Origin of the sequence: Azospirillum sp. A1-3 (assembly GCF_023806445.1) — a bacterium.
Classification (GTDB): Bacteria; Pseudomonadota; Alphaproteobacteria; order Azospirillales; family Azospirillaceae; genus Azospirillum.
Genome location: NZ_JAMSLU010000001.1, coordinates 1,507,840 through 1,524,008, shown reverse-complemented (window position 1 = coordinate 1,524,008; position 16,169 = coordinate 1,507,840). Strand labels below are relative to the sequence as shown.

Here is a 16,169-nt window from a genome sequence, read left to right as displayed (position 1 = left end):
GTTCGATGTCGAATTCACCGACCTCCGGGGCCGCTGCGCCGGAGAACGGCACTGCCGTGCCCGCCGCCACATCCTCCTTCGCCCCGGCGGTGCGCGAATATGACTACATCATCGTCGGCGCCGGTTCGGCCGGAAACGTCCTCGCCTGCCGCCTGACGGAGGATGCCGGAGTCAGCGTCCTGCTGCTGGAGGCGGGCGGACCCGACCACCGGCTGGACTACCGCACCCAGATGCCGGCGGCGCTGGCCTTCCCGCTGCAGGGCCGCCGCTACAACTGGGCCTATGTGACCGAACCCGAACCTCACATGGACAACCGCCGGATGGAGTGCGGGCGCGGCAAGGGGCTGGGCGGGTCGTCGCTGATCAACGGCATGTGCTACATCCGCGGCAACGCGCTGGATTATGACGGCTGGGCCGAGCTGCCGGGTCTGGAGGACTGGAGCTATCTCGACTGCCTGCCCTATTTCCGCAAGGCGGAGACGCGCGACGTCGGTCCCAACGCCTATCACGGCGGTGACGGCCCGCTCTTCGTCACCACCGCCAAGCCGGGTGTCAACCCGCTTTACGAGGCGATGGTGGAGGCCGGGGTGCAGGCCGGCTATGGCCGCACCGACGACCTGAACGGCTACCGCCAGGAGGGCTTCGGTCCGATGGACCGTACTGTGACCGCGCAGGGGCGGCGCTGCAGCACGGCCCGCGGCCATCTCGACCTAGCTCGGGGGCGGCCGGGGCTGACCATCGTCACCCATGCGATGACCGACCGCATCCTGTTCGACGGACGCCGCGCCGTCGGCGTCGCCTATCTGCGCAACGGCACGCCGGTGACGGCGCGGGCGCGGCGGGAGGTGCTGTTGTGCGCCGGCGCCATCGCCTCCCCGGCGATCCTGCAACGCTCAGGCGTGGGGCACTCGCCGCTGCTGCGCGAGCTGGGCGTGCCGGCGGTGATCGACCTGCCGGGGGTCGGCGGCGATCTCCAGGACCATCTGGAGATGTACATCCAGTATGAATGCCGCCAGCCGGTGTCGCTCTATCCGGCGCTGAAATGGTGGAACCAGCCGGCCATCGGCGCCGAATGGCTGTTCCTGGGCACCGGTATCGGCGCCAGCAACCAGTTCGAGGCCGGCGGCTTCATCCGTACCGGCGACGACGTGCCCTGGCCCAACATCCAGTATCATTTCCTCCCCGTCGCCATCAGCTACAACGGCACCAACGCGGTGGAGGCGCACGGCTTCCAGGCCCATGTCGGCTCCATGCGCTCGCCCAGCAAGGGGCGGGTCCATGCCCGGTCGCGCGATCCGGGGCAGGCGCCGAGCATCCTGTTCAACTACATGGCCGATCCGCAGGACTGGCGGGAGTTCCGCGCCGGCATCCGCATCACCCGCGACATCATGCGCCAGCGCGCCCTGGCTCCCTACCGCGGGGAGGAGATCAGCCCCGGCGCCCATTGCGTCACCGACGCCGACCTCGACGCCTTCGTCCGCCATCACGCCGAGACGGCCTATCACCCCTGCGGCACCTGCCGAATGGGGACCGACGACGGCGCGGTGGTGGACGGCCAGGGCCGGGTGCATGGGCTGGAGGGCCTGCGCGTCATCGACGCCTCGATCATGCCGCGCATCGTCACCGGCAACCTGAATGCGCCAACCATCATGATGGCGGAGAAGCTGGCCGACGCGGTGCGCGGCCGTCCGCCGCTGCCGCGCGCCGACGTGCCCTATTACGTCGCCGAGGCCGCCGTCATCGAGAAGGAGGGCCGTAGGGACCAACGACTGCGGGCGTAAGACCCGTACGCCGACAACAACAACCACAAGCAAGGAGAACAGGGATATGGGCAAGACATTCGGTAGGATTTCCAGTCTCGCCGTCGGCCTGATGCTGGTGGCCGGGACCGCCGCCATGCCGGCGGGGCCGGCGCTCGCCGCCGATCCGGCCTCCTGCCAGTCGGTGCGTTTCGGCGACGTCGGCTGGACCGACATCGCGGCGACGACGGCGCTGGCGTCGGTCACGCTGGAGGCGCTGGGCTACAAGCCGACCACCAGCATCTCGTCGGTGCCGGTCGTCTATCTGGGGCTGAAGACCAAGTCGCTGGACGTGTTCCTGGGCAACTGGATGCCTACCATGGAGACCTTCATCAAGCCGGTGCTGGAGGACGGCTCTGTCGAGGTGACGCGCGTCAACCTGGAAGGCGCCAAATACACGCTGGCCGTGCCGACCTATGCCGCCGAGGCTGGGCTGAAGAGCTTCAAGGATCTGGCGAAGTACAAGGACAAGCTGGACGGCAAGATCTACGGCATCGAGGCCGGCAACGACGGCAACCTCGTCATCGACAAGATGCTGAAGGCCGACGCCTTCGGGCTGAAGGACTTCAAGATGGTGGAATCCAGCGAGGCGGGCATGCTGGCCGAGGTGAAGCGGGCGGTCCGGTCCAAGAAGTGGATCGTCTTCCTGGGCTGGGCGCCGCATCCGATGAACAAGACGATGGACATCACCTATCTGGCCGACGGCGACGACTGGTTCGGCCCGAATTTCGGCGGCGCCACCGTCAGCACCAACGTGCGCAAGGGCTATGCCGCCGAATGCCCGAATGTCGGCAAGTTCCTGTCCAATCTGGTCTTCACCCTGGACATGGAGAATTCGGTGATGGACGGCATCATGAACGGCGGCCGCAAGCCGGAAGCGGTGGCCGCCGATTGGCTGAAGAAGAACCCCGCCATCCTGAAGACTTGGCTGTCCGGCGTCACCACGCTGGACGGAAAGGACGGTCTGGCTGCCGCGCAGGCCAAGCTGGGTGCGCTGAAATCCTGACCTGACGCCGCGGTTCCGCATTGCCTCCTCGACTCCGGCCGCGACGGGATGCCGTCGCGGCCGTCTTTTTTCGGGAGGCAGGCGACGCCCGCCCCGCAACGAACGCCTTGCCGCGCCGCGAAAGCGCCTCTATAAAGCGGCCCATCCGGCGCCCCGGTCTTCCGGCGGCGCCTGCGTGTTTTTAAATCGGCGAAAAGCCCCATTCCCGCAGGAGTCACCACCATGGCCGTCGAACGGACCCTCTCGATCATCAAGCCCGATGCCACCCGCCGCAACCTGACCGGCAAGATCAACGCCAAGTTCGAAGACGGCGGCCTGCGCATCATCGCCCAGAAGCGCGTCCAGCTGTCGAAGGCCCAGGCCGAGCAGTTCTACGGCGTGCATCGCGAGCGTCCGTTCTTCGGCGATCTGGTCTCCTTCATGATCTCCGGCCCGGTGGTCCTGCAGGTCCTGGAAGGCGAGAACGCCATCGCCCGCAACCGCGAGATCATGGGCGCCACCAACCCGGCCAACGCCGCCGAGGGCACCATCCGCAAGGAGTTCGCCGAGTCGATCGAGGCCAACTCGGTCCACGGTTCGGACGCCCCGGAGACCGCCGCCCAGGAGATCGCCTTCTTCTTCGCCGGCATCGAGCTGGTGGGCTGATCCTGCTCGCTTGACCTTCGTCAGGCTTGCCGAAAGGGCCGCTCCCACAAGGGGGCGGCCTTTTTTGCGTTTTGCGTCAAGCTCTGGCAGTATCGGGGGCCATGAACATGTTGCCCCGCAAACGCCGGGGCCGATCCCGACAGGAGTTGCCCGCGATGGAATCCCAATCCGCAAAGCCGATCATCGCGGCGCTGCTGCAACCGCTGCCGGTGCTGACCCAGCCGCAGGCCCGCAACGACCTGTCCGACGAATCCGTGGTGCGGTTGCTGGTCCGCCAGTTCATCGACCTCAGCCTGGACGCCTTCAATCAGGTTCTGCAGGGCAAGCTGGACCAGGACGAGGCGGTGGACGGCATCAACCGCCAGGCCATCGCGCTCAACTCCGTCTTCCTCGGCACCAGCGGCTTCGAATCCGTCATCACCCATCCGTGGAACACGCCGGAACAGTTGGGCGCCTTCCTCAAGGACGTGGTGGCGCTGGAGTATCCGGAGGATGACTGCGTCCGCGCCATGCTGATCCATCTGGCGACCCAGGTGATGCACGCGCTGCGCCTTCCCGACGAGGAGCGCAACGAGGAGGTGGAGGCGCTGACTCTCGACGCCGCCGACCTGCTGCTCGGCCGCGCCCCGGAAGACGACGGCGAAATCGACATCGACATCGACGTCTGAGCGCTCGCCTCCCGCATCCCGGCGGCTTCACCCCGCCGGGTTCAGGTTCACCTCGATCAGCACCGTGTCCTCGATGAAGTCGGCGCTGTGCCAGGCCTCGGGGTCGAAGCGGATGACCATCCCCGGCCGCAAATCCACCGGACCGGCTTCGCAGGTCAGCAGGGCGCGGCCTTCCACGACGATGACGAACTGTTCATGCGCGTGTGCGTGGTGCGGGGCGGCGGTCCCGGCCTTGATGACGATGTGCTTCAGCGACGCACCGGTGCCGGGAAAGCTGCGCCGCTCCACGCCGTCCGCCGTCTGGGCCGGCAGGTTGCTCCAGGTGATCACGTCGGCCTTCGGGGTGCCAGGCGGAGTGGCGGGGGGCATGGTAGGGTCCTTCCTTGCGAAGCTCACCGGCTTTTCAACGTCAACCCGTTGATACGGGCTCCGTCGCATCCCGGATCTCCCGCCGGTCGCCGGATCTGCTTCAGGCTGTCGCATCCGTGCCAAAGCTGGGGTGCTAAACCTGCTGTTAACGCCTGACCTTCTAAGACGGGACAGTTCGGCGGCGTTACTGCCGGACGATCTTCCGGACCGACGGAGGCTTTGTGGACGTTGCAGACACCGACCGACCGCTCCGCACTGCGGGTGCCGCTGAACCGGTGACCGGGCCGTCCCGTCTTTCCGCCTCGCTTCCCGGCGCCCTGGCCGGGCTGACCGGCATCGGCACGCTTCTGGCTCTGTCCGTATCCGGCCGGATTGATCTGCCGGCCGCCGCCGCGCTGGGGGTCGCCGGCGGGCTGGCGCTGTGGAGCGCGGTTCGTGCCGGGTCCGCCGCCTCGGCACTGGCCCGCTCCGACGCCGCCCTGCTCCAGGCGCGGGACGAGTTGGAGGGGCTGCGCGCCCGCTCCCGCGACTTTGCCGCCGTCTCCCCCGGCTGGTTCTGGGAAACCGGGTCGGACCACCGCTATCTATCGCTGTCGGGCGGGCTGACGGCTCTGCTCGGCTGCGATCCGCGGACCGTGTTCGGCGATTCGCTGTTCGACCTGGGGACCTTGGTCGCCGACGAGGCGACCTGGGCCGAATACCGTGCCGACATCGAGGCCGGCCGGCCCTTCCGCGACCTGGAGGTCAGCTTCGAAGGGGTGGACGGCCGCGACCTCGTGCTCCGGCTCAGCGCCGATCCGGTGCGCGGCGCCGACGGGCGCTTCCGCGGCTATCGCGGCTGTGGCGTCGATGCCACCACCGAAACGCTGGCGCTGGTGGAGGCGCGCTTCATGCAGGCGGTGGTGCATGACGCCATCGACAGCGTGTCCGAAGGCTTCGTCCTGTTCAGCGCCGACGGCCGGCTGCTGATCTGCAACGAGCAGTATCGCCGCGCCTATCCCACCATCGCCGACATGCTGACCCCCGGCCGCAGCTTTGCCGAGATCCTGCGCGCGGCGGCTGAGCGTGGCGGCTTGGAGGGCGCGGACGACATCGGCGCCTGGGTGGAGCAGCGGCTGACCCGCCACCTGCAACATTCCGCTCCGGTCGACGGCCGGCTGTCCGACGGACGCTGGTACCGCATCAGCGAACATGCCACCGGCACCGGCGGCGTGGTGAAGATCCTGATGGACATCACCGAGCTGAAGACGCGGGAGCAGGAGCTTGCCGACCAGACCGCCCGCCTCGAACGGACCGTCGGCGCCCTGCGCGAAAGCGAACTGCGCTACCGCCAGCTGGTGGAACTGGCGCCCTACGGCATCGTCATCTGGGATCGCGCCGCCATCCGCTTCGCCAATGGCGCCGCCGCCGCGATCCTGGGCATGGCAGCCGAGGCGCTGGAAGGCCAGCCGCTCGCCGGCTTCCTGGAGGATGGCGACGCGCTGGCGGCGATGCTCTCCGGTGCCGCCGACGGTGAGGAACAGCGGCTGGAATGCGACGCCCTGCGCCCCGACGGCGAGCGCCGCCGGCTGGAGGTCGCGGCCAGCCAGGCCGTCTATGCCGGCGGGCCGGCGGTACTGCTGGTGTTGAACGACATCACCGACCGCCGCCGGGTCGAGGGCGAGCTGCAGCGAGCCCAGAAGATGGAGGCGGTGGGCCGGATGGCCGGCGGCATCGCCCATGAGTTCAACAACATGCTGACCGCCATCGGCGGCTTCGCCCGGCTGGCGGAACGCAACCCCGCCGATCCCGACCGCGTGCTGACCTGCGTGCAGGAGATCGCCAAGGCATCCGAGCGGGCGGCGGCGCTGACCGGCCAGCTTCTGGACTTCTCCCACCGCCGCGTCACCGACGAACGCGAGGTGGTGGCCGTCGCGCCGCTGGTGCGCGACCTGCGCGTCTTCCTGAAGCCGCTGCTCAGCGCCGGCATCGACGTGGCGATCCTGGCGGAGGATGAAGGCGCGCATGTGCTGGTCAATCCGGTCACGCTGAATCAGGCGCTGCTGAACCTCGCGCTGAACGGGCGCGACGCCATGCCCCACGGCGGCACCCTGACCATCGCCCTGACGATGGAGGTGCCGGACGATGCCTTCTTCGCCCGCCATCGCAGCCTGAAGCCCGGCCGTTACGTGGTGATCCGCGTGACCGACCAGGGCACCGGCATTCCGGCGGAGATCCGCGACCGCATCTGGGAGCCCTTCTTCACCACCAAGGAGCCGGGGAAGGGCACCGGGCTCGGCCTGTGGATGGTCTACGGCACGGCGCAGCAGTCGGGCGGTGCCGTTGAGCTGGAGGACATGGCAGGGGAGGCGGGGCACGGCGCCACCTTCGCCCTCTACCTGCCGGCCGTCGATACGCCCGCCGAACCGGCCGGGCTCGACCCGCTGCACGTCGCCGAGGGAGAAGGGGCGGTCATCCTGCTAGTCGATGACGAGGACTCGGTCCGCCGCTATCTGCGCCTCGTGCTCGAGGAGGCCGGCTGCACGGTGGTGGAGGCGTCCGACGGCCAGGAGGCGCTGACCCGCTATGACGAGGCCGGCGGCCTGTTCGACGCGGTGGTCAGCGACGTGTCGATGCCGCGGATGAACGGCCTGGAGCTGGCCCGCGCGCTGGAGACCCGCAACCAGCTTCTGCCCATCCTGTTCCTGACCGGCTATGCCTCACGCGAGACGGCGGCCGGGCTGACGGCGCAGGAGGGGCGGCAGATCGTGATGAAGCCGGTGACGCCGGAACGGCTGCTGGCCGCGCTCCGCGATCTTTTGGCCTTGTGAGGGCGGGGATGGAGGCGTCCCGTCACGACTCTTCGGCAAAGGGACCGGCAGCGGAGCCGGCGCCGGACGAGGCGGAGGGGACGGCCCCGGCCGCCTGTCGGGAGCCTGCCGACTTCTACACGCCGGCCGGCCGCGACGGCGTCGGCCGCTTCTGCCGCCGCTTCCTGGACGAGAACGCGCTGACCGCGACGGAACTGCTGCACCACCCGCGCCACCAGACGGCGCTGTCCAACACCGCCACCTTCGTCGCCATCCTGACCCAGGCCGAGCGGGCGATGGACCGGAAAGGCGGGATGACCCCGCTGGTCAACGAGATCGCCCGGCTGTCGCGCGAGCGGCTGAAGGAAAACCCGCCGCCCGACTTCCTGCCCGACGCCTATCCCGGCACGGCGGCGGAACTGCTGTCGGTCGGCGGCTTCCTCGGCCGCTTCCTGCTCGACGCCGCCGTCACCCAGCACATCGCCACCTGCCGCAGCTTCGCCGAGAAGGCAGAATCGCTGCTCGATCTGGCGGAAACCACCGAGCATCCCGACGCGCTGGCGCCGCTGGAGCGGCTGCTGGGCGAAATCCTGTTGAGCGACGCCGGCACCGCGTCCTGCGCGCGCGATGCGCCCTTCGTCACGCTGATCGACCTGATCGTGACGCTGATCGCCGCCGACCGGCCGATGCCGGACGAGGCCCCGCCGGTGTTCCGGCGGCTCGACCTGCTGATGCGCCGGGTGCCGATGTTGGGCTTGCGCGACGCGCTGGCCGCCGCCTTCCGCCGCGAGATGGCCAAGCCCGCCTGCTTCACCATCGCCAGCGCCGGCGACATGTTCGGCATCGAGGCGGTGCAGCGCGAGATCCTGGCGCTGAGCGACCTGTCCGCCCGCCTGCGCGACCGCGAGGGCGCCTATGTCGGCGGCGCCCGCACCGAGGCGGCACTGCAGCGCCGCACCGCCCTGCTGGTCAACGAGGATACGGTCCCAGAGATCACCCGCGGCCGCAACTTCATGCAGAAGCTGCGCATCCTGTTCGTGCTTCAGAAGATGCCGCTGTCGCCCTCCGCGGCCAAGGCGGTGACCGATTACCTGAAGAGCTTCTTCGACAGCCGCGACTTCGCCGGCCGCCTGCTCGACTGCTGGAAGGACCGGAACGAGAAGCTGAAGGGGCTGGCGGAGGTGCAGCGCATGGTGCTGTCCAGCGCCTTCCCGGAGGAGGAGCGGGAGTATCTCGGCAGCCAGCTCGACGACATCCAGAACGCCTTTCTGCGCACCCAGCGCGTGCTGGCCCCGCTGATCCAGGCCAAGGACGATCCGCCGGTGGACAGTGTGCTCGACATCGTCCGGCTGGCGGGGGAGGGGGCGATCTGCAGCGGCAAGAGCCGGCTGGCGGTGGCCCGCGTGCTCTACCGCCACTGCCACCGCCCGCGCTTCGTCCGCCATGTGCTGCTGAACGCGCCGGGGGCGAAGGAACGGGCGGCGCGGGCGAACTGGCTTCGGCAATCGCTGGCGATGGTGGGCGTGCCCTTCATCGACCTCGCCGCGCAGCGCGTTCTGGTGGTGGATGACGAGGCCGGGCCGCGCGCCCTGGTCGCCTCCGTCCTGCAGGACCTCGGCATCGGCCATGTCGACAGCGCCGCCGACGGGCAGGAGGCGCTGGAGCGTTTCCAGACCGATGGTACAACCTACGACCTGATCATCTGCGATTGGATGATGCCGCGTCTGAGCGGTCTCGACCTGCTGAAGCAGGTCCGCGAGTCCCGCAGCGACCTGCCGTTTCTGATGGTCACCGCGTTGGCGACGCTGGAGGCGGTGAAGAAGGCGCTCGCCCATCAGGTCAGCGGCTACATCGCCAAGCCCTTCACGCCCGACCAACTGGAGGAGAAGGTCTTCCTGGTGCTGGCGCAGAAGGGGATCGGCGACTAGGGGACTTCCGTCGCGCCGGGCTGTTGTGGTGTGCGAGACCTGATCGAAGGAGCCATGCCATGGCAGACCAGAAACCCGCCAGCAGCAACGTGCTGTCCAACGAACCCGACCGCGACATCGCCGATCCGCTCGACGCGGCCAAGGCGGTGTCGGATACCGGCAAACCGATCACCCCCGATACCGAATCGGCCAAACATATCGACCGCCCGGCGGAAAAGGGCAAAGCCGGAAAGACTGCCGGAAAGACGAAATGAAGGGGAAGCTCTCTCCCGGGGCGGGAGAGAGACATTGGGCTCAGCGCAACTCCAAGCCGGCCTGTTTGAAAGCACGGGCGAGGGCATCGACGATGGCCGGGTCGACCTCGCCCGTTCCGTAATCGAGATTCATCACGGCGTACCACGGAACGCCGGCCTTGTTCGCCAGCATCCGTGTCGACCAGCCAAGACGCAGGCGTGCCTCTTGGCACTGCGACCCGGTCATGATGCGTCGACTCCACACGTTAGCGTTTGCCTTCCATGGCATTGCCCCGAGCCCGCCGCGAGAGGCCCGAATGGCCGATCCCGCCCGCAACCTGGGGCTATCCCCAATAGTGCAAGAATTTCCCCGGCTTGTCATGTGTCGGGTTGTTGCAGAGCGAAACGCTCTGCTTTGCTGGATTGTCATGGAAGGCAATTTGCCGACATTCGATGAAAACCGCGAGAAGTCCGCAAGCCCATCAATATGACCTTATCGATGATGGGGACTTGTCCGGACCATCGGCTTTTGGATCGAACCGTAAAGTCGACAAGGCATGGATGACGATTTTTTGAAGTGAGTTTTGCAGAGTGCGCTGCCGCTTCCGGTTGCGTCTTTCCGCAAGCCTTCAGCCCCGCGGCCCTCAGCCGATGCTCTTTGACAGCAGGATCAGGTTCCGGTCGCCCTCGCGCCGGTAGCTGGCGTGGTCCATCGTCTTCTGGACCAGGAACACGCCAAGGCCGCCGACGCGGCGGTCGCCGACGTCGCTGGTCAGGTCGGGGGGTGGGGCTTCGGCGAAGGGGTCGAAGGCGTCGGCGTCGTCCTCCACCTCCGCCCTCAGCTCGGTGCCGTCCGCTTCCATCCGCACCAGAATCTCGTGCGGGCCGGCATCGCCATAGCCGTAGGATACGGTGTTGGTGATGAGTTCGTCGAAGCAGAGGTTGAACTTGAAGGCGAGGGCGGGGGGCAGGTCGTTGCGCTCGATGAACTCGTCCACCGCGGCGGCCAGCCGTTCCAATTCGGACAGGTCGTTGCGCAGCACCATCTCCAGGCGGTTCGTCAGGGTATCGTCCATCCGCTCCTCTGCCTCCATTCCGCCCGTTATGCCGCCACGCCGGCCACTGCCCAGCGGCGCAGGGCCGTCAGGGCGATCCGCTCCACCTCGCTCCAGCCGAGCCCGCTCGCCATCTCCGCCAGCGCCACCAGACGGCTGCGGGCGCCGGTGTCGCCGACCGGCGCATTGCCCAGATCGGCGGTCAGCCCGGCGACCAGGCCATACAGCATGGTCGACAGGCTGTGCATCAGCGCCGCGCAATCGGGCGCCGTCAGCCGGGTGGCGAACAGATAGAGTTGGCCGACGCCGCGCAGCCGGGCGGCGAAGCTCTCCGCCGTGCCGGCTCCAGTCGCGACCTCGCCGCGCAGCTCCTCCACCGACAGGCTGGCGAAGCGGCCGGCGGCGGCAATGAACTCCGCCACCGCGTCCTGGGGCAGACCGCCGGTGGCTTGGCCGCCGGTCTCGAACAGGCGCTGCGCCATGACGATCAACTCCTCGATGTTGGCGAGGATGATGGCGACGCCGAAGCGGGCCAGCCCGTCGTTGCCGTCGGTGCAGGCGCGCAGGATCTGTGTCACCTTGCGGATGACCTGCACGGCGAACATCAGCATGGCGCTGCGGCTCTGCGCCAGCTCGGCCTCGGCGCCCAGTTCCTCCAGCGCGTGCTGCAGGATCTCCAGCCGCAGGAAGTCGAGCGACAGCATCTGGATGTCCGGGTTGTCGCCGTCCATCAGCACGCGGTTGAGTTCGCCGGAATAGAGGAAGAAGCGGCCCGACAGGTCGAAGGCGATGCGGGCCGCCGACATCTTCGCCCGATCCGCAGAAGGCGTGCCGGCCAGCGCGCAGGTCATTGCCGCGAACAGCCGGACCATCGGCATCCAGTCGCGCCGCTGGTTGGCCGGCGCGGCGCGCGGCGCCGGGGTGGAGGCGACGATCAATTCCGTTAGCGGCTCGATCCCGGCGCCGAGCAGCACCGTCTGCCAGCGCTGGGCGTCGCCGCCGCCGCCCGCCTGCCAATCGGCCAGCATGTCCAGCAACTCGGTCAGCTTGCGGGCGTCCAGCGGCTGGCCGGGGATGGCGCGCAGGGCCGCTTCCAGGGCGGCCGCCAGCGCATCGCGGTCGCGCAAGGGGGCGACGGTCGGAACCTCGGCATTGAACAGGGTCTGTTCGGCGGTGGGCACAGCCACCCGCATGGTGCCGGCAACCGCCAGCGCGTGGCGCAACGCCTCGGCGAACTCCGCGGCGCTGGCGTAGCGATCGGCCGGCGCCTTGGCCAGCGCCTTCAGGATCACCGTGTCGAAGGGCGGCGGCAGTTCCGGATTGCCGTGCGACGGCGGCGGCGGCTCGACGAACAGGATCTGCTGCATCACGGTGGCGACGGAGCCGGAGAAGGGCCGCCGCTGCGCCAGCAGGTAATAGAGCACCACCCCGGCGGAGAACAGGTCGCTGCGCGGGTCGGCCTTCTCCCCGCGTAGAACCTCCGGCGCCATGTAGGCGGGGGTGCCCAGCAGGTCGCCGGCCTGGGTCAGGTCGGAGGAGGAGATTTGCGCGATGCCGAAATCGGCCAGCTTCGGCGTCAGGTCGTCCTGCACCACGATGTTGGCCGGCTTGATGTCGCGGTGGATGACGTTGCGGGCATGCGCGAAAGCCAGCGCGTCCAGCACCGCCGCCATCAGCGCGCCGCCCTGCTGCACCGACAGCGGCGTGTCGGCCTCCAGATACTGCTTCAGCTCCTTGCCCTGGATCAGCTCCATGGCGAGGTAGGGCGCGTCGCCCTGAGCGGCGTCCAAGGTGCCGTAATCATGGACCCGAACGATGTTGGGGTGGTCCAGCTTCAGCCCGATCTGCGCCTCCCGCCCGAAGCGGGCGAGCACGGCGTTGCGTTCCGCCGCCGCCAGCAACTCGGCACGCAGAAGTTTCAGCGCGACCGGCTGTCCGGACCGCCCGTCGGTGGCGCGATAGACCACGCTCATCGCACCCTGGCCCAGCACCCCCTCGACCCGATAGGGGCCGATGGGGCCGGGAAGCACGCCGCCTACAGCGCCGTCGGGCATCGGAAACTCTCCAGCAGGTTCTTGCCGAAGGGGTTGTTCACGCTGTCGGCCCGCAGGGCGAAGACCGCCTTGCGGGTGCCCACCGTCACCGAGAAGGTGAAGCGGTCGGGCTGCGGCGTGGACTCCAGCTTGCCGTCGGCGAGGAAATGGAACAAGGCCCAGGGACCCTGGCGCGAGATGCCGGCCGGTTCGCCCGGCAGCGGCGGGCCGAAGCCGAGGCGCACGCTGCTGGTGCCCTCCGCCCCCGGCCATTTCATCACTTGCGGGCGCGGCGGACCGTGCTGGTAGATCAGCGTCTGGCCGTCGATGTCCATCGCCACCTGGGTCGCCTTGGCGTCCAGCTCCACCGGCGTGATCTCGAACACCACCTTGGCGGCGGTTGCCCCGGCCGGGAACAGGCTGTCGCGGATGCGCGCCGCCCGCTCGAACTGGTCCAGCACGGCGGGCGGAACGCCCAGATCGACCTGATCCACCTTTTGCCAGGCCCAGGGGCTGACCGTCATGTCGACGAAGGGACGCAGGTTGGTGTTGAAGAACTGGTCGATCATGCCGCCCGGTGCGAACAGCTTGGCGAAATCGGCCGAGGTCACGTCGACCGGGCTGTTCGGCACCATGGGGAAGCGGTTGTCGAGAGCCGCCCGGCAGAAGGGCAGGACGGTGGACTGCCACGCCTTGTTGATCTGCGCCCGCGCGCCGCCGGCGCTGACCGTCGCCGCGCTCTGCGCCACGGTGGCGACCATGCCGCCGACCGGGTCGGGCAGGTCACGGGCGAGAGTGCGCAGCTGCGCCGCCACCGCACCCTTGTCGCCACTGCCGGCCAGTCCGGCCAGCAGCGCGCCGTTCTGGTCGGGCGCGTTGGCGGCCCGCGCGATCTGCTGGTACAGCTCGCCCAGCAGCTTCAGCGAGTCGTCCAGCTTCGGCGGAGCACCGCCTTCGCCCTGCACCAGTTCGCGCAGAGCCTTGAAATGGTCGTTGATCGGTTGGCCCGGCGGCGGACCCTCCGGCTGCAGCGAGAAGCCGGCCAGCCGCGCCAGATAGGCGGCGTTGGTGCCGGTGGAGTCCACCGCCTTCTCCGCCACCTGCGCCTGCTGCGCCACCCCGGCCAGCGGCCCGCCGGCCACCGGCCCCTTGCCGTCTGCCGGCTTGTCATTCGGGCCGGGCGCCAACGTGGTCTGCCGCACCATGGCGGTCAGCCACAGCTTCAACGGCGATTGCGGGCCGGACAGCGTGTTCAGCACGTCGGCGGCCTGATTGAGGCTGCGCAGCGGCACGATCACCACGTCGCCCAGCATCTCGTCCCACTGGCGAGCGTAGCGGTCGAGATAGACGGCGAGGATGCCCTGTTCCAGCCGCTGCGCGCTGGCGACCGCCTGCGGTCCGCTGCTCGGCTGGCCCAGCACCCAATTCTCGGCCACCAGCGCCTTGGCGACCTTGGGCAGCGCCGGCAGCACCGCCTTGTGGAAGCCGTCATAGGTGTAGAGGCCGGGGACACCGTCCGACAGCGGCTTGCCCGACGGGCGGATCAGCACCCGACCGGCCAGCGGCCCGGCATTGTCGACCAGCCGCCAGTCGGCCAGCGCCTGGATCTCCGGACGGTCGCGCAGGATGGCGAAGCCGCGTTCGGCCAGCGGATAGCCGGTCAGGCTCTGCCGCGCCTCCTCGACCAGCGCCTCGTCTGCCGGCATGGCGGGCAACGACGCGGCCAGCATGGCGTCCAGATGGGTGCGCAGGTCGCGCCGAATGCCGTCATAGGCGGGGCCGGGCAGCGACGCCATCCAGTCCAGCGCCATCCATTCCGACACCAGCGCCTTGTCCATCGGCCCCTTGCCGGCCAGCATCAGATAGACCTTCAGCGCCTGGAACAGATATTCGGGCCGGCCGCGCTCGTGGCGCAGCTGCCCTTCGACCCGCAGGAAGACGCGCGGCAGCAGCACGGCGTTCAGCGCCCGGCCATAGACCGTGCCGCTCTGCCGGCCCAGCCGGTCGCCCTGATAGAGGCCGCCGGTCATCTCCAGCGGCGGCGGCTCGGTCCAGCCGGCGGGGATGGCGCGCAAGGTGTTCAGCGGCGGCACGATGGTGATGAAATCGGTGTCGTCCACCTTGGTCAGCGACCGCGGCGCGACTGCGAGCGGCTCCAGCTCCGCCTGCGCCTTGGCGGCGGCGGCATCGACCCCGGCGACCAGCGCGGCGTTGCCGGTGAAGCTGTTGGCCCAGAAGGCGGCGACCGCCAGTCCGGCCAGCAGCATCGCCGCCATCGCCCCGCTGCGCAGCAGGCGCCGCCGCCGCTCCAGCCCGCTGTCGGCGCCGACCAGCCCGGCCTCGGCGAACACCACCTCGCGCAGGGTGCGCGTCAGGAAAAAGCTGCGCCCGCCGCTTGCCGCCGGCAGCACCGGCCGTTCCAGCCCGAAAGACCCCGCCACCATCTCCGACAGCCGGTCCACCGGCGCTCCGTCCTGGGTGCCGCTGGTCAGATAGACGCCGCGCAGCAGTGCCCGCTCCTCGTAGCGGTTGGGCTCGAAGATCACCATAAGCAGGTCGGCGATGGCCGGCTTCAGCGCGGCGATCTGCGCCGGGAACAGGGTGTCGAGCGACCGGCGCTGGATGTCCGATTCGCCATGGACGCGGTCCAGCACGCGGCGGGCGATCCGCCCGGTCAGCGCGTCGAACTCCTCGCCGAAGCGATAGACCGGGGCGTCGTCGCCCTTCCTGCCGTCGTCCAGCGGGAAGGTGACGCCCCAGACCTGTTCGCGCTCCTCGCGGCTGAGGTCGTCGAAGAACTCGGCGAAGCCGGCGATCAGGTCGGCCTTGGTCAGCAGCACATAGACCGGGACGCGCGATCCGACCTGTCCGCGCAGTTCCTTCAGCCGCAGCTTCAGCTGTTCGGCATGGCCCTTGCGCTCCGGCTCGCTCCAGGCGGCAAGCTCGGCGAGGCTGACGGCCAGCAGAATGCCGTTGACCGGCTGGCGCGGACGGTGGCGCTTCAGCAGGGCGATGAAGTTCTTCCACACCTTGCCGTCGATGGCGGGCTGGCTGTCCTGGGTGATGTAGCGGCCGGCGGTGTCGATCAGCACCGCCTCGTCGGTGAACCACCAGTCGCAGTTGCGGGTGCCGCCGACATCACGCAGCGCCGCCCGCCCCATCTCCGCCGCCAGCGGGAAGCGCAGGCCGGAGTTGGCCAGCGCCGTCGTCTTGCCCGCTCCCGGCGCGCCGATCAGCAGATACCAGGGCAGTTGGTAGAGGTAGCGCTGCCCCCATTTGCCGCCGAAGCGCGCTTTGCGCAGCTGGTCCAGCGCCTCGCGCAGCCGGCCGCGCAGCAGGTCGGTCTCCTGGCCGACGGCCTCGGAATCGGGATCGCCCTTGGCGGCCGGCGTCGCCTTGGTCAGCGCCTGCACCATGCGGTCGTTGGCACTGCGGTGGCGGTACAGCGACCATTGCATCGCCAGCGCCCACACCAGCAGGATGCCGAACACCACCGCCAGCCGGATGGTCGCATCCTCCAGCGGGAAGGCGCCGGACACGGCGACCAGCGGCCCGAGGAACCAGACGATGGCGCCCAGGCACAGCGCCGCGACCAGCGTCAGGAACCAGCGGGAGGTCAGGGCGGAGAGGATGGATTTCAGCAT

Annotated in this window: 12 protein-coding genes; 7 read left to right on the top strand and 5 right to left on the bottom strand. The window is 69.1% G+C overall.

Annotation, left to right across the window (positions count from 1 at the left end; all coding sequences use genetic code 11):
- The first annotated feature begins 5 nt into the window (after positions 1–5).
- From betA to M5E06_RS07165, 4 genes are all read left to right on the top strand, one after another.
- Complete coding sequence (gene betA / locus M5E06_RS07180) at positions 6–1,781, top strand: choline dehydrogenase (protein ID WP_252137664.1); 1,776 nt, start codon at positions 6–8, stop codon at positions 1,779–1,781.
- A gap of 46 nt (positions 1,782–1,827) precedes the next feature.
- A complete protein-coding gene (locus M5E06_RS07175) occupies positions 1,828–2,805 on the top strand; it encodes a choline ABC transporter substrate-binding protein (RefSeq protein ID WP_502801962.1) in 978 nt (325 codons plus the stop codon).
- Between the two features lie 222 nt (positions 2,806–3,027).
- Entirely contained in the window at positions 3,028–3,450 is a 423-nt protein-coding gene (gene ndk, locus M5E06_RS07170) for a nucleoside-diphosphate kinase (protein ID WP_085089708.1), read from the top strand.
- Between the two features lie 155 nt (positions 3,451–3,605).
- Positions 3,606–4,118, top strand: a complete 513-nt coding sequence (locus tag M5E06_RS07165; protein ID WP_109074353.1) for a hypothetical protein — start codon at positions 3,606–3,608, stop codon at positions 4,116–4,118.
- Positions 4,119–4,145: 27 nt separating this feature from the next.
- On the opposite strand, the gene M5E06_RS07160 is transcribed toward M5E06_RS07165, so the two are convergent.
- Complete coding sequence (locus M5E06_RS07160; RefSeq protein ID WP_252137663.1) at positions 4,146–4,487, bottom strand: cupin domain-containing protein; 342 nt, start codon at positions 4,485–4,487, stop codon at positions 4,146–4,148.
- Between the two features lie 275 nt (positions 4,488–4,762).
- Between M5E06_RS07160 and M5E06_RS07155 the strand changes: the two genes are divergently transcribed.
- From M5E06_RS07155 to M5E06_RS07145, 3 genes are read left to right on the top strand one after another with little or no spacing between them, the layout of a single operon-like run.
- The gene (locus M5E06_RS07155; protein WP_252137662.1) at positions 4,763–7,297 is read left to right on the top strand and encodes a response regulator; all 2,535 of its coding nucleotides are present in this window, start codon (positions 4,763–4,765) and stop codon (positions 7,295–7,297) included.
- Positions 7,298–7,305: 8 nt separating this feature from the next.
- On the top strand, positions 7,306–9,204 hold the full coding sequence (locus M5E06_RS07150) for a response regulator (RefSeq protein ID WP_252137661.1): 1,899 nt from the start codon (positions 7,306–7,308) through the stop codon (positions 9,202–9,204).
- Positions 9,205–9,263: 59 nt separating this feature from the next.
- Positions 9,264–9,458, top strand: a complete 195-nt coding sequence (locus M5E06_RS07145) for a hypothetical protein (protein WP_109073039.1) — start codon at positions 9,264–9,266, stop codon at positions 9,456–9,458.
- A gap of 40 nt (positions 9,459–9,498) precedes the next feature.
- Here the strand turns inward: M5E06_RS07145 and M5E06_RS07140 are convergent, their stop codons facing one another.
- The 4 genes from M5E06_RS07140 to tssM all read right to left on the bottom strand — a co-directional run bounded on the left by M5E06_RS07140 (position 9,499) and on the right by tssM (position 16,169).
- Entirely contained in the window at positions 9,499–9,684 is a 186-nt protein-coding gene (locus M5E06_RS07140) for a hypothetical protein (RefSeq protein WP_136704195.1), read from the bottom strand.
- 397 nt (positions 9,685–10,081) lie between these two features.
- Positions 10,082–10,513, bottom strand: a complete 432-nt coding sequence (locus M5E06_RS07135; protein WP_252137660.1) for an ATP-binding protein — start codon at positions 10,511–10,513, stop codon at positions 10,082–10,084.
- A gap of 26 nt (positions 10,514–10,539) precedes the next feature.
- Complete coding sequence (locus M5E06_RS07130) at positions 10,540–12,546, bottom strand: serine/threonine-protein kinase (protein WP_252137659.1); 2,007 nt, start codon at positions 12,544–12,546, stop codon at positions 10,540–10,542.
- Positions 12,528–16,169: a type VI secretion system membrane subunit TssM gene (gene tssM / locus M5E06_RS07125; RefSeq protein WP_252137658.1), complete on the bottom strand. Its 3,642-nt coding sequence runs from the start codon at positions 16,167–16,169 to the stop codon at positions 12,528–12,530. The genes M5E06_RS07130 and tssM overlap by 19 nt, the downstream gene beginning before the upstream one ends.